19 protein-coding genes and 1 pseudogene are annotated in these 18,344 nt (G+C 65.6%); 11 read left to right on the forward strand and 9 right to left on the reverse strand.

Annotated elements, in window-relative coordinates:
- The first annotated feature begins 359 nt into the window (after nt 1-359).
- From VGV58_RS26690 to VGV58_RS26720, 7 genes and pseudogenes are all read left to right on the forward strand, one after another.
- A complete protein-coding gene (locus VGV58_RS26690) occupies nt 360-1,277 on the forward strand; it encodes a branched-chain amino acid ABC transporter permease (RefSeq protein ID WP_326877093.1) in 918 nt (305 codons plus the stop codon).
- A gap of 4 nt (nt 1,278-1,281) precedes the next feature.
- Nucleotides 1,282-2,664 (forward strand): high-affinity branched-chain amino acid ABC transporter permease LivM, encoded by a 1,383-nt coding sequence (gene livM / locus VGV58_RS26695; RefSeq protein ID WP_326877094.1) that lies wholly within the window; start codon nt 1,282-1,284, stop codon nt 2,662-2,664.
- Nucleotides 2,664-3,470 (forward strand): annotated as a pseudogene (locus tag VGV58_RS26700) (ABC transporter ATP-binding protein); the annotation flags it as partial. The gene livM and the pseudogene VGV58_RS26700, both read left to right, overlap by 1 nt.
- Before the next feature lie 26 nt (nt 3,471-3,496).
- Nucleotides 3,497-4,228 carry an ABC transporter ATP-binding protein gene (locus tag VGV58_RS26705; RefSeq protein WP_326877095.1) on the forward strand — a complete coding sequence of 244 codons (732 nt, stop codon included), beginning with the start codon at nt 3,497-3,499 and terminating at the stop codon, nt 4,226-4,228.
- A gap of 28 nt (nt 4,229-4,256) precedes the next feature.
- Nucleotides 4,257-4,610 (forward strand): DUF6867 family protein, encoded by a 354-nt coding sequence (locus VGV58_RS26710; RefSeq protein ID WP_326877154.1) that lies wholly within the window; start codon nt 4,257-4,259, stop codon nt 4,608-4,610.
- 146 nt (nt 4,611-4,756) lie between these two features.
- Entirely contained in the window at nt 4,757-5,872 is a 1,116-nt protein-coding gene (locus tag VGV58_RS26715; protein ID WP_326877097.1) for a branched-chain amino acid ABC transporter substrate-binding protein, read from the forward strand.
- A 192-nt stretch (nt 5,873-6,064) separates the two neighbouring features.
- A complete protein-coding gene (locus VGV58_RS26720; protein WP_326877098.1) occupies nt 6,065-6,715 on the forward strand; it encodes a glutathione S-transferase family protein in 651 nt (216 codons plus the stop codon).
- A 49-nt stretch (nt 6,716-6,764) separates the two neighbouring features.
- Here the strand turns inward: VGV58_RS26720 and VGV58_RS26725 are convergent, their stop codons facing one another.
- The 4 genes from VGV58_RS26725 to purB form a co-directional block, all read right to left on the reverse strand.
- Nucleotides 6,765-7,403, reverse strand: a complete 639-nt coding sequence (locus VGV58_RS26725) for a LysE family translocator (RefSeq protein ID WP_326877099.1) — start codon at nt 7,401-7,403, stop codon at nt 6,765-6,767.
- Between the two features lie 156 nt (nt 7,404-7,559).
- Nucleotides 7,560-8,120 carry an RBBP9/YdeN family alpha/beta hydrolase gene (locus VGV58_RS26730; protein WP_326877100.1) on the reverse strand — a complete coding sequence of 187 codons (561 nt, stop codon included), beginning with the start codon at nt 8,118-8,120 and terminating at the stop codon, nt 7,560-7,562.
- Nucleotides 8,117-8,875, reverse strand: a complete 759-nt coding sequence (locus VGV58_RS26735; protein WP_326877101.1) for a metallophosphoesterase family protein — start codon at nt 8,873-8,875, stop codon at nt 8,117-8,119. The genes VGV58_RS26730 and VGV58_RS26735 overlap by 4 nt, the downstream gene beginning before the upstream one ends.
- Nucleotides 8,875-10,182, reverse strand: coding sequence for an adenylosuccinate lyase (gene purB, locus VGV58_RS26740; RefSeq protein WP_326877102.1), 1,308 nt, complete (start codon nt 10,180-10,182; stop codon nt 8,875-8,877). Before purB ends, VGV58_RS26735 begins: the two co-directional genes overlap by 1 nt.
- Before the next feature lie 181 nt (nt 10,183-10,363).
- Here purB and VGV58_RS26745 point away from each other — a divergent pair, with 181 nt between their 5' ends.
- On the forward strand, nt 10,364-10,714 hold the full coding sequence (locus VGV58_RS26745) for a DUF1428 domain-containing protein (RefSeq protein WP_326877103.1): 351 nt from the start codon (nt 10,364-10,366) through the stop codon (nt 10,712-10,714).
- 4 nt (nt 10,715-10,718) lie between these two features.
- Here the strand turns inward: VGV58_RS26745 and rpe are convergent, their stop codons facing one another.
- The 4 genes from rpe to VGV58_RS26765 all read right to left on the reverse strand — a co-directional run bounded on the left by rpe (nt 10,719) and on the right by VGV58_RS26765 (nt 13,836).
- Nucleotides 10,719-11,399 carry a ribulose-phosphate 3-epimerase gene (gene rpe, locus VGV58_RS26750; RefSeq protein ID WP_326877104.1) on the reverse strand — a complete coding sequence of 227 codons (681 nt, stop codon included), beginning with the start codon at nt 11,397-11,399 and terminating at the stop codon, nt 10,719-10,721.
- Nucleotides 11,400-11,593: 194 nt separating this feature from the next.
- Nucleotides 11,594-12,271 (reverse strand): glutathione S-transferase family protein, encoded by a 678-nt coding sequence (locus VGV58_RS26755; RefSeq protein WP_326877105.1) that lies wholly within the window; start codon nt 12,269-12,271, stop codon nt 11,594-11,596.
- 47 nt (nt 12,272-12,318) lie between these two features.
- Nucleotides 12,319-13,317, reverse strand: a complete 999-nt coding sequence (locus VGV58_RS26760) for a hypothetical protein (RefSeq protein WP_326877106.1) — start codon at nt 13,315-13,317, stop codon at nt 12,319-12,321.
- Nucleotides 13,318-13,392: 75 nt separating this feature from the next.
- Complete coding sequence (locus VGV58_RS26765; protein WP_326877107.1) at nt 13,393-13,836, reverse strand: Lrp/AsnC family transcriptional regulator; 444 nt, start codon at nt 13,834-13,836, stop codon at nt 13,393-13,395.
- Between the two features lie 139 nt (nt 13,837-13,975).
- Between VGV58_RS26765 and VGV58_RS26770 the strand changes: the two genes are divergently transcribed.
- The 3 genes from VGV58_RS26770 (at nt 13,976) to VGV58_RS26780 (ending at nt 17,434) form a co-directional block, all read left to right on the forward strand.
- Nucleotides 13,976-15,028, forward strand: coding sequence for an ornithine cyclodeaminase (locus VGV58_RS26770; protein ID WP_326877108.1), 1,053 nt, complete (start codon nt 13,976-13,978; stop codon nt 15,026-15,028).
- 22 nt (nt 15,029-15,050) lie between these two features.
- The gene (gene ctlX, locus VGV58_RS26775; RefSeq protein ID WP_326877109.1) at nt 15,051-15,995 is read left to right on the forward strand and encodes a citrulline utilization hydrolase CtlX; all 945 of its coding nucleotides are present in this window, start codon (nt 15,051-15,053) and stop codon (nt 15,993-15,995) included.
- A 191-nt stretch (nt 15,996-16,186) separates the two neighbouring features.
- On the forward strand, nt 16,187-17,434 hold the full coding sequence (locus VGV58_RS26780; RefSeq protein ID WP_326877110.1) for an NAD(P)/FAD-dependent oxidoreductase: 1,248 nt from the start codon (nt 16,187-16,189) through the stop codon (nt 17,432-17,434).
- 3 nt (nt 17,435-17,437) lie between these two features.
- Here VGV58_RS26780 and VGV58_RS26785 read toward each other — a convergent pair whose 3' ends face one another.
- On the reverse strand, nt 17,438-18,310 hold the full coding sequence (locus VGV58_RS26785; RefSeq protein WP_326877111.1) for a bile acid:sodium symporter family protein: 873 nt from the start codon (nt 18,308-18,310) through the stop codon (nt 17,438-17,440).
- Nucleotides 18,311-18,344: the final 34 nt, after the last annotated feature.

Here is an 18,344-nt window from a genome sequence, read left to right on the forward strand (position 1 = left end):
CAGCGCTCGGGCCGGCGCGCGAGGCCTAAAGCGCGGGCCCGGAGCGCGATTGGAGCCACCATTCCGGTATCTCGCGCTGGGGTAGTGCGACATCGGCGACAGCAAGGTCCGCTATCGCGGGATCGTGTACTGCATGCCGAGCAATCATCTTGCGCCGAATGCGCGCAGGGCCGCAGCATCGGCTGCCTATTGCATATGCAAAGTGACGCAGATTGCTTTTGACAGAAATGTGGCGCGGGGTGATTGTCGAGCGCGCAGACGGTTGGTAGCTCTGCGCCGTAATCGTATCCCGCATGCGTCGGTGTCATACCGCGCAAAAGAAGAACGGGTAATTGATTCGAGGGGTTAGGCGTCGTTCAATGGAAGTATTCGTCCAGCAGCTCATCAACGGGCTGACCCTGGGGTCAATCTACGGCCTCATCGCCATCGGTTACACGATGGTCTTCGGCATCATCGGCATGGTGAACTTCGCTCATGGCGACGTCTTCATGCTGTCGGCGTTCATCGCGTTGATCTTCTTCATGCTGATCTCGGCCTGGTTCGGGGCCGGCCTGATCGTGCTGGCGCTGATCTTCGTCCTGATCCTTGCGATGTTCTTCACCTCGCTGTGGAACTGGACGATCGAGCGCGTCGCCTACAGGCCGCTGCGCGGTTCGTTCCGCCTCGCGCCGCTGATCTCGGCGATCGGCATGTCGATCTTCCTGATGAACTTCGTCCAGGTCGTGCAGGGGCCGCGCAACAAGCCGATCCCGCCGATGCTGAACAAGTCGATCCTGCTGATCGACAGCTCGACCTATCCGGTCTCGATCTCCTACAAGCAGATCGTCATCATCGTGACCACGGTCGTGCTGCTCGCGGCCTTCTGGTACCTGGTGCAGAAGACGCCGCTCGGCCGGGCCCAGCGCGCCTGCGAGCAGGACCGCAAGATGGCCTCGCTGCTCGGCGTGGACGTCGATCGCACGATCTCGATCACCTTCGTGATGGGAGCGGCGCTCGCGGCGGTCGCCGGCGTCATGTATCTCGTGCTCTACGGCGTCGTGAACTTCGCCGACGGCTTCACGCCCGGCGTCAAGGCCTTCACTGCGGCCGTGCTGGGCGGCATCGGCTCATTGCCCGGCGCGGTACTCGGCGGGCTGCTGATCGGCCTGATCGAGGTGATGTGGTCAGCCTATTTCACCATCGACTACAAGGACGTCGCCGCCTTCTGCATCCTCGCGGTCGTCCTCGTGTTCATGCCCTCCGGCATCCTCGGCCGGCCGGAAGTCGAGAAGGTCTGAGCTTATGGCCATGGACGCAGCGACACCGGCCAAGCGCCAGGCTGACATGATGAAGGCACTGAAGGAGGCGGCGTTCGCGGCGCTGGTCACCTTCGGCCTGTGCATCCCGATCATCGCCTGGGGCACGCGCCAGAATCTCGACAACCAGCTCGTGCTCGATCCGCGCTGGGACGCGGTGGCCTGGGCCGTGGCGATCATCTTCGTCGGCCGCTTCCTGATGGCGCTGCGCCAGCAGAAGAGCGGCGAAGGCAAGGCGACGGTGCGGCTGCTGCCGCATGGCACGATCGGCTTCTTCCAGCGCCATTCGCGGATCTTCTCGCTGTTCGGCCTCGGCTTCCTGCTGACCTTCCCGATCATCGCGATCAACATCGCGGGCTGGGGCGGGGCGCTGAAATGGATCGACAATTTCGGCGTCCAGATCCTGATCTACGTGATGCTCGGCTGGGGGCTGAACATCGTCGTCGGCCTCGCCGGGCTGCTCGACCTCGGCTATGTCGCCTTCTACGCGGTCGGCGCCTATTCCTACGCGCTGCTGGCCAAGAATTTCGGTCTGTCCTTCTGGATCCTGCTGCCGCTCGCCGGCATCCTGGCCGCCTTCTGGGGCATGATCCTCGGCTTTCCGGTCCTGCGGCTGCGCGGCGACTATCTCGCCATCGTGACGCTTGCCTTCGGCGAGATCATCCGCCTCGTTCTGATCAACTGGACGGACTTCTCGAACGGCTATGCCGGCATTTCCGGCATCCCGCGGCCGAGCTTCTTCGGGATACCGTTCACGGCAGGCGATGACGGCTTTGCGGCCGTGTTCGGGCTCGAATTCTCGCCGCTCTACCGAACGATCTTCCTCTACTACGTCATCCTGTGCATGGCGCTCCTGACGGCCTATGTCAGCCTGCGCCTGCGGCGCCTGCCGGTCGGGCGCGCCTGGGAGGCGCTGCGCGAGGATGAGATCGCCTGCCGCTCGCTCGGCATCAACACCACGAACACCAAGCTGACGGCTTTCTCGCTCGGCGCGATGTTCGGTGGCTTCGCCGGCTCGTTCTTCGCGGCACGGCAGGGCTTCATCTCGCCTGAATCCTTCGTCTTCATGGAATCGGCGGTGATCCTCGCCATCGTGGTGCTCGGCGGCATGGGCTCGCTCTGGGGCTGCGCCATCGCCGCGATCGCGATGATCGGCGGTACCGAGCTGCTGCGCGAACTCGACTGGCTGAAGCAGATTTTCGGTCCCGATTTCGACCCGACCAAGTACCGCATGCTGATCTTCGGCTTCGCCATGGTGGTGATCATGATCTGGAAGCCGCGTGGGCTGATCTCAACCCGCGAGCCGACCGCCTTCCTCAAGGAGAAGAAGGTGATCTCGGCCGATATGGTCCAGGAGGGGCACGGCTGATGACGACCAAGCCGCTTCTCCAGGTCGAGCATGTCACCATGCGCTTCGGCGGCCTGACCGCCGTCAACGACCTCTCCTTCGAGGCCCGCAAGGGCGACATCACCGCCCTGATCGGCCCCAACGGCGCCGGCAAGACCACGGTGTTCAACTGCATCACCGGCTTCTACAAGCCGACCGAAGGCATGATGACGCTGACCCAGGACAGCGGTGACAGCTACCTGCTCGAGCGCATGCCCGACTTCCGCATCGCCTGGAAGGCCAAGGTCGCCCGCACCTTCCAGAACATCCGCCTGTTCGGCGGCATGACGGTGCTGGAAAACCTTCTGGTCGCGCAGCACAACCCGCTGATGATCGCCTCGGGCTTCACCTTCCTCGGCGTGCTCGGCATCGGCGGCTACAAGGCGCGCGAGAAGGAAGCGATTGAGAAGGCCAAGTTCTGGCTGGAGAAGATCAACCTGATCCATCGCGCCGACGATCCGGCCGCCGATCTGCCCTATGGCGACCAGCGGCGCCTGGAGATCGCGCGGGCGATGTGCACCGATCCGGTTCTGCTCTGCCTGGACGAGCCGGCCGCGGGCCTCAACCCGCGCGAGAGTCTCGACCTCAACACGCTGCTGCTCTCGATCCGCAGGGATCACGGCACGGCGCTGCTCCTGATCGAACACGACATGTCGGTGGTGATGGAAATCTCTGATCATGTCGTGGTGCTCGACTACGGCACCAAGATCGCCGACGGCACGCCGGCCGAAGTCCAGGCCGATCCGAAGGTGATCGCAGCCTATCTCGGCGTCGACGACGAAGAGGTCGAGCAGGTGGAAGCGGAGGTCGGCCTATGAGCGAAGCAGGAGCGCTTCTCTCCATCCGCGGCGTCAAGACCTATTACGGCAAGATCATCGCGCTGAAGGGTGTCGACGTCGACGTCCGCCAGGGCGAGATCGTGACCATGATCGGCGCCAACGGCGCCGGCAAGTCGACGCTGATGATGACGATCTTCGGCGCCCCGCAGGCGCGCGAAGGCAGCATCACCTATGAAGGGCGCGACATCACCAGGATGCCGAGCCATGAGATTGCGCGCCTGGGCATCGCGCAGTCGCCGGAAGGCCGGCGCATCTTCCCGCGCATGACCGTGTTCGAGAACCTGCAGATGGGCGCCGCCGTCGCCGGCATGCAGCATTTCGACGAGGACCTCGAGAAGATCTGCAAGCTGTTCCCGCGCGTGAAGGAGCGCCTGCAGCAGCGCGGCGGCACGCTCTCGGGCGGCGAGCAGCAGATGGTGGCGATCGCGCGTGCGCTGATGGCGCGGCCGAAGCTCCTGATGCTCGACGAGCCTTCGCTCGGCCTCGCTCCTCTGATCGTCAAGCAGATCTTCGAGGCGATCAAGGAACTCAACCGCAGCCAGGGGCTGACCGTGTTCCTGGTCGAGCAGAACGCCTTCCATGCGCTCAAGCTCGCCCATCGCGGCTATGTCATGGTCAACGGCGTCATTACCATGAGCGGCACCGGCAAGGAGCTGCTCGCCAATCCGCAGGTGCGGGCGGCCTATCTCGAAGGCGGACGGCATTGAGCGCCGCGAGCTTGAACGGAGCACGATGATGCAGGGCATTCTCTATGAGGAGCCGACCATCTGGCTCTTCCTGCTGGTGACGGTGGTGATGGGCGGCTGGGCCGCCTGGATGGCCGGCCGCGCCGTGGCGATCACCTGGCGCCCGCCGGTCCAGCTCGTCTTCTACACGCTGATCCTCGGGCTGGTGATCCGCTTCATCCACTTCGCCCTGTTCGAGGCGACGCTGCTGACGGTGCATTACTACATCGTCGACACGCTGGTACTGCTGGCCTTCGCCGTCGCCGGCTGGCGCTACAACCGGGCGCGGCAGATGACCACCCAATATCGCTGGCTTTATGAGCGCACCGGACCCTTCAGCTGGAGGGCTCGCGAGAGCTCCTGAGACCGCCGAAACACCACGAAAGTTCACCGGGCTTGCCGCGTGACAGCACCTCGAAAAAGCGCAAGACTGCGCATTCCGGTGGCACCACGCGCCGAGACGGGACGGCCAAGCCGACCCGTAATATACTCACAGGGGAGTCACAACGCATGAAGAAGCTGCTCTTGGGCGGTATTGCCCTTGGCGCGGTCCTCGCCTTTTCCGGCGTAGCGAACGCACAGATCAAGCTCGGCGTCGGCGGCCCGATCACGGGGCCGAATGCGGCGTTCGGCGCGCAGCTGAAGAACGGGGCGGAACAGGCTGCCGATGACATCAACGCCGCCGGCGGCATCCTCGGCCAGAAGATCCAGGTCGTGGTCGGTGACGACGTCTCGGATCCGAAGCAGGGCGTCTCGGTTGCCAACAAGTTCGTCGGCGACGGCGTCAAGATGGTGCTCGGCCACTTCAACTCCGGCGTCACCATGCCGGCGTCGGAAGTCTATGCCGAGAACGGCATCCTGATGATCAGCCCGTCGGCGACCAACCCGAAAATCACCGAGCGCGGCCTGTGGAACGTGTTCCGCACCTGCGGCCGTGACGATCAGCAAGGTTCGGTGGCGGCGGAATACATCGCCAAGAACCTCAAGGGCAAGAAGATCGCCGTCGTCCACGACAAGACGACCTACGGCCAGGGCCTTGCCGACGAGACGCGCAAGGGTCTGACCAAGGCCGGCATCAAGGATGTGCTCTATGAAGGCGTCAACGCCGGCGAGAAGGACTTCTCGGCGCTGATCTCGAAGCTGAAGTCGACGGGTGCCGACTACCTCTACTGGGGTGGCCTGCACACCGAGGGCGGCCTGATCGTGCGCCAGATGCGCGATCAGGGCCTGAAGACCGTGATGATCTCGGGCGATGGCATCACCACCGACGAGTTCGCCACGATCGGCGGCCCGGGCGTTGAAGGTACGCTGATGACCTTCCCGCCGGATCCGCAGAAGCGTCCTGAGGCGGCTGCGGTCCTGAAGAAGTTCGAGGCTCGCAAGTTCAAGCCGGAAGCCTATACGCTGTACAGCTACGCGGCTGTCCAGATCATGGCCGAAGGCGCCAAGCGCGCGAACTCGGTCGACCCGAAGAAGATCGCTGCGGCGCTGCATGGCGGCCAGCCGGTCGACACGGTCATCGGCAAGATCGGCTTCGACAAGAAGGGCGACATCACCCGTCCCGACTACACCGTCTACACCTGGAAGAAGGGTGCTGACGGCAAGATCGGTTACGTCGAGAACTGATCGCCTCTGATCGCCGCAAGGCATGAGACGAGCCCGCTCTGGAGCGATCCGGGGCGGGTTTTTCTTTGAAGCAGCCCGGCATCGGATCACGCGGCCGCTAGGCGGAAAAAGAACGCGCGTATTGTCGGGAGTCGCGATGGCTTTTCGTCCTTTGGATGCGAAGGCCTGCCAAGCAGTCCCTGGGAGCCGCCGATGACCACCACCATCACCGCCTTTGAACGCTCACCCGACCGTGGCAATGGCCTGGCGCGGGACATGCGCGTGCGCTGGGCGCTCGAAGAGGCCGGCCAGCCCTATGAGGTTCGCCTGCTGTCGTTCAAGACGATGAAGGAGCCCGCGCATCTCGCGATTCAGCCCTTCGGGCAGATCCCGACCTATGAGGATGGCGATCTCACCCTGTTCGAGTCTGGCGCTATCGTGCTCCATATCGCGGAGCGCCATGCCGGGCTGCTACCGGGTGAGGCGAAGGCCCGGGCCCGGGCGATCATGTGGATGTTCGCGGCGCTCAACACGCTGGAGCCGCCGATCTTCGATCGCAGCCTGGTCAGGATCCTCGATCGCGACAAGCCCTGGTACGAGGAGCGTCTCAAGGGCCTCGACGACATCATCCGCAAGCGGCTCAAAGGCCTCTCCAGCCATCTCGGCGATGCCGACTGGCTCGACGGCGCATTCAGCGCCGGCGACCTCCTGATGGTGACGGTGCTGCGCCGGTTGCAGGGCTCGGGCATGCTTGAGGAGAAGCCGAACCTCGCTGTCTATGTCGCCCGCGCCGAAGCGCGGCCGGCCTATCAGCGCGCTTTCGAGGCTCAGTTGGCGGTCTTCACGGCCTCATCGAGCGGCTGACAAGGAGCCGGCAGGCGTGTCGGAGGCCAGCGATCGCCGCCTCCCAAAGTCAAACGGACGAGCGCACGCTGTCCGTCATGAGCTTGAGGCCCAGGGCTCCGACCACCGCTCCGGCGGCACGATCGATCCAGATCTTCAAGCGCAGATAGGCCGCCTTCGGGGTGCGGGCCGAGAAGCCGACGGCCACCACCGTGTACCAGGCGAATTCGATCAGGAAGAGCATCGGCGGCAGGGCGAAATACATCCAGGACGGGGTCGGCGACGGCAGCAGGGCCGCGAACATCGAGGCGTAGAAGATTGCCGTTTTTGGATTGGAAAGCTGGACGAAGAGCGCCTTCAGCAACGACTTCCAGAGCGTGCCCGATCTCTCGCCGGCGGTGTCGGCAATCTCCAGCGGTTCGGGCGCTGCCCGCCAGATATTGATGCCGAGCCAGACGAGATAGGCGCCGCCGGCCAACCTGAGCGCCAGGTTGAGCCATTCGACCTGAAGCAGCAGCGCCGTCAGGCCGGCGACGGCGATCGTCGCGAAGATGAAACCGCCGAGCCCCATGCCGATCGCCGCCATCACGCCATCGGCGCGGGAGCCGGAGATGGCGATGCGCGAGACCACGACGAAGCTCGGGCCGGGGCTGATTGCGCCGAGCAGGAAGACGCCGAGGATAGAAACCAGAACAGCAAATTCATGCATGGCGACGCCTCGTGCTCTTTACCGGTGCAGCCGGCTGACGGGGCAATCTAGCGTTGGTGGCGGCCAAGGCAATCGCCAGCCGCCATGCCGATGCCGCCTTGGAACACCATTGCTTTGGCGTGCTCGCCATTGGTGGCAAGCACGGCCCTTCGCTTCTCACACCGCGGTCAGGTTCTTCATGAAGCCGGCGAAGCGCAGCAGCCCGTCCGGCCAGGGGCCGTGTCCGGATTCGGTGTTGAGATGGCCGCTGTCGCCGGCATCGACGAACTCCGAACCCCAGGCCTCGGCCAAAGCCTTGGCCTCCTCCGGCGTACAATAGGGGTCGGTCGCGCTGGCGATCAGCACCGAGCGGAAGGGCAGGGGCTTCAGCGGGATCGCGGCGAAATCGTCGGCCATGCCGGGGATGGCGCGCTTGGCCCGCTCGGAGGCCGGCGCGACCAGGAAGGCGCCGGTGACCTCATGCGGCTTCAGGTGCTCGGCTGCGTGCGCGACGGCGCTGCAGCCGGCCGAGTGGGCGACGATGACGACCGGCTTCGTCGCAGCGCGCACGGCGGCGACAATGCGATTCGCCCAGCCGTCGCGGGTCGGCTTGTACCAGTCCTCCTGCTCGACGCGGCGGGCGGTCGGCAGCTTCGCCTCCCAGCGGCTCTGCCAATGGTCGGGCCCGGAGCCCGACCAGCCGGGGACGATGAGGATATCGGTGTCGGAAGTTTTCATTGGTCGGGACGATCGGGTATCAGGGCGAAGCCGGTGGCGAGGGCGTGCGCCCAATCCGTCCGCCCGTTCGCAAGGGCCAGGTCGGCGGCAGCCGCCCAATCGTAAGGTAGGGCGTGAAACGAAAAGCGCCAGCCGCTGCGGCACTGCTCGGCAATGCCGTAGCGCGCGTGAGGACTCTGCGCCTCCATCACGTGCCATTCCGGCAGGTCGTCATCATAGGCCGGCAGGCCCACGCTGCCGGGATTGAAGATGTTGCGGCCATCCGGAAGCGTAACGAGGCGCGGAAGATGGGAGTGGCCGCAGAGGATCAACGAGGCGGCGACGCCGGCCAGTTCCTCGGCGATTTCACCCTCGGAGCGCCGGATATGCCCCCCTTGGTGGGGCCGTTCGGCGAGGTAGCGATTGTCGTTGGTAGGGGTCGCGTGAAAGAGCGTGACGCCATCGGCAGCCTGGGCTGAGAATGGCAGTGTGCGCAGCCAATCGAAATGGTGGGCCTGCAGTTGCTCGGCCGCGGCTCGATCCGAGCGAGGTAGCTCGTCGATGCTTTGCTCGACGAGATAGCGATCATGATTGCCGCAGACGGTCAGCCAGCCCTTGGTCAGCAACAAATCCGCCGTCTCGCGCGCCTTGAGCGGCCCGGAGAGGCAGTCGCCAAGATTGACGACAATGTCAGGCTTAGTCCGCTCCAGATCCTCGACGACTGCTTCCAGCGCGTCGAAATTACCGTGAATGTCCGCGAGAACGGCGATCCTCATCACGCTCCCCCGAACACCCGGCGGAAGATCGTGTCGACATGCTTGAAGTGGTAGCCCTCGTCGAACATCGCCTCCAGCTGCGCGACCGAGAGCTTCGCCGTGACGTCCTTGTCGGCCTTGAGGTTGGTGAGGAAATCCTCGCCATGCTCCCAGGTGCGCATCGCATTGCGCTGGACCATGGAATAGCTGTCCTCCCGGCTGGCGCCGGCCTGGGTCAAGGCGAGCAGGACGCGCTGCGAATTGTGCAGGCCGCCGAGCTTGTCGAGGTTCTTCCTCATGTTCTGCGGATAGATCAGCAGCTTGTCGACGACGCCGGTGAGGCGGGCCAGCGCGAAATCGAGGGTCACCGTGGCGTCGGGGCCGATCATGCGTTCGACCGAGGAGTGCGAGATGTCGCGCTCATGCCAGAGGGCGACGTTCTCCAGCGCCGGAGTGACCATGCCGCGCACGAGGCGGGCGAGACCGGTCAGGTTCTCGGTCAGGACGGGGTTGCGCTTGTGCGGCATAGCCGAGGAGCCCTTCTGGCCCGGCGAGAAATACTCCTCGGCCTCGTAGACCTCGGTGCGCTGGAGATGGCGGATCTCGGTGGCGAGGCGCTCGACTGACGAGGCGACGACGCCGAGCGTAGCGAAGAACATGGCGTGGCGATCGCGCGGGATGACCTGGGTCGAGACCGGCTCCGGCGTCAGGCCCATCTTCTCCGCGACGTATTCCTCCACCTGCGGGTCGATATTGGCGAAGGTGCCGACCGCGCCGGAAATGGCGCAGGTCGCGATCTCGGCGCGCGCCGCGACGAGCCGGGCGCGGCAGCGGTCGAACTCGGCATAGGCCTGGGCGAGCTTGAGGCCGAAGGTCACCGGCTCGGCATGGATGCCGTGCGAGCGGCCGATGGTCGGGGTCAGCTTGTGCTCGAAGGCGCGGCGCTTGATGGCGGCGAGCAGGGCGTCGACATCGGCGATCAGGATATCGGTGGCGCGCGCCAACTGCACCGAGAGGGTGGTGTCGAGCACGTCCGAGGAGGTCATGCCCTGGTGGACGAAGCGCGCCTCGGGGCCGACGATCTCGGCGAGATGGGTCAGGAAGGCGATGACGTCATGCTTGGTGACGCGCTCGATCTCGTCGATGCGGGCGACGTCGAAGGTGGCGTCCTTGGCCTTGGCCCAGATCGTCGCGGCGGCCTCCTTCGGCACGACGCCCAGCTCGGCGAGCTTGTCGGTGGCGTGCGCCTCGATCTCGAACCAGATGCGGAAGCGCGTCTGCGGCTCCCAGATCGCGACCATCTCGGGGCGGGAATAACGAGGGATCATAGCGGGCTCGCGAGGTGACGATGAAAGGCTCGCCGGCTCGCTAGCACGGACGGGCCGCTGACGGAATGCCGGAGGGCCACTGCTGACAGCTTCGGACCCATGCCCTGCCTAGCGTCCGCACCGGCTGGGCGGGGCGCTCTTCGGATTTGGAGCGCCGACAGACCCAAGGAGGAAAAGACCGATGTCCTATGTCGATGGTTTCGTTGCGGCCGTGCCTGCTGCCAATCGCGAGGCTTATACCGAGCACGCCCGCAAGGCAGCGTCGCTGTTCAAGGAGTATGGCGCGACGCGGATCGCCGAGAACTGGGGCGACGACGTCCCGCACGGCAAGCAGACCGATTTCCACCGCGCCGTCGCTGCCAAGGACGACGAGGTCGTGGTCTTCTCCTGGGTCGAGTGGCCGAGCAAGGAGGCACGCGATGCCGGCTGGCAGAAGATCATGGCCGATCCGCGCATGCAGCCCGAGGCCAATCCGATGCCTTTTGACGGGACGCGGCTGATCTATGGCGGCTTCGCCGCGATCGATCTCTAAGTCCTCAGACCCAGTCGCCGCGGGCGGTCTCGGCCGCCTTGCGGATGGCGGCGATGTTGCCGGCATAGGCCGACGGCCCGCCCTTGAACACGGCCGAGCCGGCGACGAGCGTATCGGCGCCGGCCTTGACGCAGAGCGGCGCCGTCTCCGGCGTGACGCCGCCGTCGATCTCGAGCGCGATCGGGCGCTCGCCGATCAGGGCGCGGACCTGTGCGATCTTCTCGACCACCGAATGGATGAAACTCTGGCCGCCGAAGCCGGGATTGACCGTCATCAGCAGGATCAGGTCGACATCGCCGATCAGCGGCTCGGCCGCGCTCGCCGGCGTGCCGGGGTTGAGCACGATGCCGGCCTGCTTGCCCTGCGCCTTGATCGCCTGCAGCGTCCGGTGCGGATGCGGGCCGGCCTCGACATGGAAGGAGATCAGGTCGGCGCCGGCCTTGGCGAAGGCCTCGATGTAGGGATCGACCGGCGCGATCATCAGGTGGACGTCGAAGAACTTCCTGGTGTGCGGGCGGATCGCCTTCAGCACATCGGGGCCGAAGGTGATGTTGGGCACGAAATGCCCGTCCATCACGTCGCAGTGGATCCAGTCGGCGCCGGCCTCGTCGACGGCTCGAACCTCCTCGCCGAGCTTGGCGAAGTCGGCGGAGAGGATGGAAGGGGCGATGCGGATCGTGCTCATAGCCGGCGTTTAGCCTGTTTCGCCTGATCGCGAAACCATGCTTGTGTCATCCCGGACAAGCCGCGTTAGCGGCGCCGATCCGGGATCCATTCCGGAGCCTTTCCGGTAGAAGGTTCCGGAATGGGTCCCGGGTCTGCGCTTCGCTACGCCCGGGACGACCGCGCTCTGGGCGTAAAGAGGAGAGGCTGGCCGCGCTACGCCCGTTTCAACGGAAACGACAGGCGCCGGTCCGCCTCGGCGATCTCGACGGCGGCCTGGGCGAAGGCGGGCCGCAGCTTCAGCCGCTCGAACCAGCGCGACAGGCCGTCGAACGGGGTGAGCGAGGGGCCGCCAAGGCGAAGCGAGAACAGCACGCTCATGAACAGGGCGATATCGGCGACCGAGACGGCGTCGCCGAAGAACTCGCGGCCGGCGAGCCGATCTTCAAGCTCGGCGTAGTGCTTCTCCAGCGCGCGCTCGGCGATCAGCGCGTCGGCCTCCAGCGCGAAGCGCCTGGTCTGGTCGGTGCTCGGCGGGCTGGTGCGATGCATCAGCGGCTTCAGCGCTTGCAGCATGATCTCGTCGGCATAGAGCTCGTCGAGCCGGCAGCGGGCGCGGGCGCCGGGGCAAAGCGGAAAGAGCGGTGGCTCAGGATAGGCGTCTTCGAGATATTCTAGGATCACGGTGGAGTCGTAGAGCACGATCCCGTCATCGTTCAGCACCGGGACCTGCCGCTTGGGGTTGATGGCGACGACTTCGGGATGCTTGGGGTCGTAGCCGGTCGTCTGGTTGAACGGCACCATGATGCGCTCGAAGGCGAGATTTTTTTCGCGCAGTGCGATCTCGACCTTGCGCGAGAACAGGCTGAGCGGCCCCGAATAGAGCGTGATCATGATGGGAACTCCGGCTTTGCTTGCTGGAATTCTGGCAAAGCTTTCAGTCAGCTCGCGTCAGCAGAGGCTTCCATGCGCCTGATCCGCGCCGCGACACCGCGCAGCAGCCAGGGCAGGAGGTAGATCGGGAACTGGGCCAGCGCGAAATAGAGATAGGTGGTCGGTGGCACGCCGGCGCCGAGCGCGGCGACCAAGAGGCCCATGTTCCGCTGGCCGGTGCCGTAGCCGATCATGAAGCGCTCGGAGACGGGAAAACGGCGCAGCACCAGCCAGGCGCTGGCGAGGCCGACCGTGGAAACCAGGAAAGCGACGGCCAGGAACAGCGCAACCTGGCTAGGGCGCTCCATCGCCGCCTTGGTGACGCCGTCCATCGCCGCGATGGCGAAGATGAAATACATCAGCACGCCGAAGCCATCGAGATTGGGCTTGAGCGCCCGGATGCGCTCGGCCCCGAGCCAGCGCCTTATCGCGAAGGCGACGACCATGCCGCCGCCGATGAACATCACGAGCCGCAAGGCCAGCGCCAGCCGGTCGAGCGGGACGGCGGCCCCCGCTAGCCAGTCGACCAGCAGCGGCGCAATGACCGGGCTCACGATGGTGGTGACGATCACGCCGGCGATGATCAGCGAGGGCTCGAAGCCGTAGAGGATCGCGACGGCGGGCGAGGACATGATCGGCGGCGCCGCGCCCATGATCGCGATGCCGAGCAGCAGGCCGGGATCGAGCGCCTCGCGTCCAAGCAGAGCGAGGGCCGCGGCGATCAGCAGCGCCGGGACGAACAGCAGCCAGAGGCAGGTCGCGATCAGCTTGCCCGGCCGGCGCACCAGCCCGGCGATGACGCGCAGGTCGGCGCGCATGAACACGACGGTGGTGAAGCAGAAGATCGTGATCGGCAGGAGCGGGCGCGCCGCCGCCGAGAACTGCGGCAAGGCGAGACCGAGGAAGATCGAGAGCGCAAAACCCTGCGTGCCGTAGCGGCCGAGCAGAGCGAGGGCGGAGGCGAGGGCGGCGAGCATCGAGACCGGAACAGCGAAACGGGGCGCCACATTGGCCGATCCGGCGCGCGGCGTCATCTGGCGCCGACGCGGGGCGGCCCGCCGTCATCGTGCGGGCTGCAGCACCTAGACGCTGCTCAGCAGCAGGCTGGTTTCGCTGTTCGCGATGCCGTCGATCATCCGTACCTCGCGCAGGACGCGGTCGAATTCGGCGAGGCTGCCGGTGCGGATATTGGCGACCAGGTCCCAATTGCCGTTGGTGGTGTGCAGTGTGTGGACCTCCGGCAGGCCACGCAGCTTGCGGATGACCTGCGTCGTCGACTTGCCGACGACCTCGATCATCATCACCGCATGCACCGCATTGGTATCGTAGTCGTCGCGGACGCGGGCGGTGAAGCCGAGCAGCGTTCCGGTCGCGATCAGCCGCTCCAGCCGGTTCTGGACAGTGCCGCGGGCGACCCCCAACACCGCCGCCAGCTTGGAGAGCGACGCGCGGCCATCGCCCCGCAGATGCGTGATCAGCGCCCGGTCGAGCGTGTCGGGGACATATTTGGCTATTTCAGCGGCCATCAAGCGTCCTGACGGAATGAGCAATTCAGGCGAACAATCTGTTCAATCTCATGACCGAAATAACACAGTTCTGATATTTCGGCCAACGTCCTGCTCACGGTAGAGTCCAGTCATAACAGCTTGGGACCTGGCGCTTCCGATGACCGCATTACCTCCCTCCGCCAAGGCGATGGTGCCTTTCGTCAGCGTCGACAACATGATGCGCCTCGTCCATCGGGTCGGCATCGAGACGATGCTGCGCGAGCTCACCGACCGCATCGAGGAGGATTTCCGTCGCTGGGAGAGCTTCGACAAGACGCCGCGTGTCGCCAGTCATTCGCGGGACGGCGTGATCGAGCTGATGCCGACCTCGGACGGCACCATCTACGGCTTCAAATACGTCAACGGCCATCCGAAGAACGTTGCCTCCGGCCTGCAGACGGTCACCGCCTTCGGTCTGCTCGCCGAGGTCGCCAGCGGCTATCCCGTGCTGCTCACCGAGATGACCTTGCTGACCGCGCTGCGTACGGCCGCGACCTCGGCCATGGCGGCGCGGCATCTGGCGCCGAAGGGCGCCCGCACCATGGCGATGATCGGCAATGGCGCCCAGGCCGAGTTCCAGGCGCTGGCGATGAAGGCGGTCGTCGGTATCGAGGCGGTCAGGCTCTACGATATCGACCCCATCGCGACTGAAAAGACGCTGCGCAACCTGCAGGGAAGCGGCCTCTTGGTCACCGCCTGCAGCACGGCGCAGGCTGCGGTCGAGGGCGCTGAGATCATCACCACCTGTACCGCCGACAAGCAGTTCGCGACGATCCTGACCGACAACATGGTCGGGCGCGGCGTCCACCTCAACGCCATCGGCGGCGACTGCCCGGGCAAGACCGAGTTGCACCGCGACATCCTGCTGCGCGCCGACACCTTCGTCGAATACCCGCCGCAGACCTGGGTCGAGGGCGAGATCCAGCAGATGGACAAGGACTATCCGATCACCGAACTCTGGCGCGTCATCACCGGGCAGGTCCCGGGCCGGCGTGATGCCACCCAGATCACGCTGTTCGACAGCGTCGGCTTCGCGATCGAGGACTTCTCGGCGCTGCGTTACCTGCGCGAGCGTATCGCCGGCACGGATCTCTACCAGAATCTCGACATGATCGCCGATCCCGACGAGCCGCGCGATCTCTTCGGCATGCTGCAGCGCGCCGCTGACTGACCCTGCAAGGATAGATCGTTCGATGGCACGCCAGCCCGCCTCTTCCGTCCAGGCACCCTCGGCCGTGGTCATGGTCCGGCCGCATCATTTCACGGTCAACACCGAGACCGCCGCCGACAATCATTTCCAGCGCCTGCAGGAGGAGGGAGATGATCTCGCTGAGCTCGCCTTCCAGGAGATCACCGAGGCGGCTGCGCTGCTGGAGCAGCATGGTGTCACCGTGCACCTGTTCGAGGACGAAGGCACGCTGACGCCGGATTCCGTCTTCCCGAACAACTGGTTCTCCACCCATGCCGGCGGCCATGTCGCGATCTATCCGATGAAGGCGGTGAGCCGCAGGCGGGAGCGCCGCAGCGACGTCATCGAGATGCTGAAGCGCCGCTACCGGGTCCAGGAGGTGATCGATTATTCCGGCCTCGAACCGGACGGGCTCTTCCTCGAAGGCACCGGCGCCATGGTGCTCGACCATATCGATCGCATCGCCTACGCCGCCAAGTCCGAGCGCACCGATCCGATCATCCTGGAGCGCTTCTGCACCCAGTTCAATTTCGAGCCGATGGTGTTCTCGGCCAGGGACGGCAACGGCGCGGACATCTACCACACCAATGTGCTGATGTGCGTCGCGACCGATTTCGCCATGATCGGCCTCGACATGATCACCGATGCGGAGCGACGTAGTGAGATCGTCGAGCGTTTCGAGCGTGCCGGCCGTCAGGTGATCCCGCTCAGCAACGCGCAGATCGAGACATTCGCCGGCAATGCCATCGAGCTCCAGGGCCGGAACGGGCGCATCCTGGCCTTGTCGACGACGGCGTTCGCCGCGCTGACGCCCGAGCAGCTCGCGATCATCGGCGAGAGCGCGCGGCCCTTGCCGCTGGCGATCCCGACGATCGAGCGAGCCGGCGGCTCGACCCGTTGCACCATCGCCGGTGTGCACCTGACGCCGCGCTCACTCCCCTCGCCGTAGTGACGGGGCTGCCCGCACGCAGAAAGTTGCGTGAGGGAAGCTCTGTTAGTGAGCCAGCCTGCTGCATTGCAGCAATGTCGGCATAAACTGCGAAACTTTGCCGGGTTACCCGCAATATTCGACGAAACGGCTGACAGCGCCGCCGCTGGCGCTATTCTTGCTGGCGGGAAAGGCTGGCGGAGGCAGGTCGGATGCGCACGGACGCGATCGTTGTTGGGGCGGGCATTGTCGGGATTTCGGTGGCGCTGCACCTGCAGAAAGCGGGCCGCTCGGTGCTGCTGGTCGATCGCGGCCAGCCCGGTGGAGAGACCAGCTACGGCAATGCCGGGCTGATCCAGCGCGAGGGCGTCTACCCCTACGGTTTCCCGCATGATTTCGGCGCGCTCATCCGCTATGCGATGAACAACACCATCGACGCGCATTACCATTGGAACGCGATCCCCAAGCTCGCGCCCTTCCTGTGGTCGTACTGGATGCATTCGCGCGCTTCGCAGCACGAGGCGATCGCCCACAAATATGCGACCCTGATCGAGCATTGCGTGACCGAGCACGACGCGCTGGCGCAGGAAGCTGGCGCGACCGAGCTGCTGCGCCGCAAGGGCTGGATGAAGGTGTTCCGGACCGAGGGCGAGCGCGATACGCGCCTCGCCGAGGCCGAGCGCTGGAAGCGCGATTTCGGCCTGAACCATCGCGCGCTAGACGCCGAGGCCCTGCGCGCCGAGGAGCCGCATCTCGACCAGAGCCTGATCGGCGGCCTGCACTGGACTGATCCGGTGACGGTGATCGATCCGCTCGGCCTGTCGAAAGCCTATCTCGCGCTGTTCGAAAAGCTCGGAGGCCGCTTCGCCCAGGGCGATGCCGGCACGCTCGCCCAGGATGGCGATCGCTGGAGCGTGACCCTCGCTGACGGCAGCAAGGCGCTCGGCACGGATGCGATCGTCGCGCTCGGGCCCTGGGCCGATGTGCTGACGAACCGGCTCGGCTATCGCCTGCCGCTCGCGGTCAAGCGCGGCTACCACATGCACTACAAGCCGCTCGGCAACGCCGTGCTGAACCATCCGGTGCTCGACACCGAGCGCGGCTACTTCCTGGCGCCGATGCGCCAGGGCGTGCGCCTCACCACCGGCGCCGAATTCGCCAATCGCGGCGCGCCGAAGACGCCGGTGCAGCTCGCCCGTGCCGAGCCGATCGCGAAAACCCTGTTCCCGCTCGGCGAGCGGCTCGATGCCGAGCCCTGGCTCGGCAACCGGCCGTGCACGCCCGACATGATGCCGATCATCGGCCCGGCGCCGAAGCACCGGAATCTGTGGTTCTCCTTCGGCCACGCCCATCACGGGCTGACGCTGGCGGCGGTGACCGGCCGCATGGTCGCCGAGATGGTGAGCGGGCAGAAGGTCTTCGTCGACCCGACGCCGTTCGCGCCGGCGCGGTTCGCCTGATCGTCAGGCGGGACGCAAAGCCGCGTTCCGCCGCACCAGCCAGACCGCGAAGGCCGAGGCGGTCACATACATGATCAGGCTGTAGATGCCGGGCACCACGGCGGCAGCCGGATTGCGCAGCACATTGAGTGCGATGAAGATCGCCAGTGCGGCATTGTGGATGCCGATCTCCATGGCGATCGCCACCGCCTGGCCCTTCGGCAGGCGCAGCGCCAGCGGCGCGAGATAACCGGCCAGCATGCTGACGAGGTTGAAGGCGAGGCAGGCGCCGCCGACCGCAACCAGGCTCGGCAGCAGTGCCTTGCGCTCGATATAGATGGCGCCGGCGATCAGCATGGCGAGGACCAGGATCGAGAATATCTTGATCGGCCTCTCGGCGTGGATGGCGAAGCGCTCGGCTCGAGCGCGGATCAGCATGCCGAGAGCGACCGGGATCAGGATGATCGCGCCGACCTCGATCACCTTGCGGTGGGGCGGAGGCACATAGTGCTCGGCGTCGAGGAAATAGGCGAGCGAGAGGTCGAGCGCGATCGGCAAGGTGAACAGGCAGAGCAGGCTGTTGACCGCCGTCAGGGTGATGTTGAGCGCGACGTCGCCGCGGGCGAGGTGGCTGTAGATATTGGCCGTCGCGCCGCCCGGCGCGGCCGCGAGCAGCATCAGGCCAACGGCATGGTCGGCCGAAAGCTTCAGGCCGATCGCGATGGCGAAGGCGGCCAGGGGCAGCAGCAGGACCTGCAGGAAGAGGCCGAACCCGACCGCGAGCGGATACCGCGCGACGCGGCGGAAATCCTCGATCGTCAGGCTGAGGCCCAATCCGAGCATGACGATGCCGATGGCAAGCGGCAACAGCAGATCGGTCAGGATCGAACCCTGCATCGGCGTTTCCCCTTGTCGGCATTTTCTATGCCGT

The sequence above is a fragment of the Allobosea sp. genome (genome assembly GCF_035944895.1).
GTDB lineage: Bacteria > Pseudomonadota > Alphaproteobacteria > Rhizobiales > Beijerinckiaceae > Allobosea.

What these genes read in the sequence shown, in the direction of transcription:
- VGV58_RS26780 (WP_326877110.1), top strand. Translation starts at nt 16,187, where the DNA reads ATGCGCACGGACGCGATCGTTGTTGGGGCGGGCATTGTCGGGATTTCG.
- livM (WP_326877094.1), top strand. Translation starts at nt 1,282, where the DNA reads ATGGCCATGGACGCAGCGACACCGGCCAAGCGCCAGGCTGACATGATG.
- VGV58_RS26715 (WP_326877097.1), top strand. Translation starts at nt 4,757, where the DNA reads ATGAAGAAGCTGCTCTTGGGCGGTATTGCCCTTGGCGCGGTCCTCGCC.
- VGV58_RS26725 (WP_326877099.1), bottom strand. Translation starts at nt 7,403, where the DNA reads ATGCATGAATTTGCTGTTCTGGTTTCTATCCTCGGCGTCTTCCTGCTC.
- rpe (WP_326877104.1), bottom strand. Translation starts at nt 11,399, where the DNA reads ATGAGCACGATCCGCATCGCCCCTTCCATCCTCTCCGCCGACTTCGCC.
- VGV58_RS26735 (WP_326877101.1), bottom strand. Translation starts at nt 8,875, where the DNA reads ATGAGGATCGCCGTTCTCGCGGACATTCACGGTAATTTCGACGCGCTG.
- VGV58_RS26720 (WP_326877098.1), top strand. Translation starts at nt 6,065, where the DNA reads ATGACCACCACCATCACCGCCTTTGAACGCTCACCCGACCGTGGCAAT.
- VGV58_RS26755 (WP_326877105.1), bottom strand. Translation starts at nt 12,271, where the DNA reads ATGATCACGCTCTATTCGGGGCCGCTCAGCCTGTTCTCGCGCAAGGTC.
- VGV58_RS26745 (WP_326877103.1), top strand. Translation starts at nt 10,364, where the DNA reads ATGTCCTATGTCGATGGTTTCGTTGCGGCCGTGCCTGCTGCCAATCGC.
- VGV58_RS26765 (WP_326877107.1), bottom strand. Translation starts at nt 13,836, where the DNA reads ATGGCCGCTGAAATAGCCAAATATGTCCCCGACACGCTCGACCGGGCG.
- VGV58_RS26730 (WP_326877100.1), bottom strand. Translation starts at nt 8,120, where the DNA reads ATGAAAACTTCCGACACCGATATCCTCATCGTCCCCGGCTGGTCGGGC.
- VGV58_RS26690 (WP_326877093.1), top strand. Translation starts at nt 360, where the DNA reads ATGGAAGTATTCGTCCAGCAGCTCATCAACGGGCTGACCCTGGGGTCA.
- VGV58_RS26705 (WP_326877095.1), top strand. Translation starts at nt 3,497, where the DNA reads ATGAGCGAAGCAGGAGCGCTTCTCTCCATCCGCGGCGTCAAGACCTAT.
- ctlX (WP_326877109.1), top strand. Translation starts at nt 15,051, where the DNA reads ATGGCACGCCAGCCCGCCTCTTCCGTCCAGGCACCCTCGGCCGTGGTC.
- VGV58_RS26710 (WP_326877154.1), top strand. Translation starts at nt 4,257, where the DNA reads ATGCAGGGCATTCTCTATGAGGAGCCGACCATCTGGCTCTTCCTGCTG.
- VGV58_RS26770 (WP_326877108.1), top strand. Translation starts at nt 13,976, where the DNA reads ATGACCGCATTACCTCCCTCCGCCAAGGCGATGGTGCCTTTCGTCAGC.
- purB (WP_326877102.1), bottom strand. Translation starts at nt 10,182, where the DNA reads ATGATCCCTCGTTATTCCCGCCCCGAGATGGTCGCGATCTGGGAGCCG.
- VGV58_RS26785 (WP_326877111.1), bottom strand. Translation starts at nt 18,310, where the DNA reads ATGCAGGGTTCGATCCTGACCGATCTGCTGTTGCCGCTTGCCATCGGC.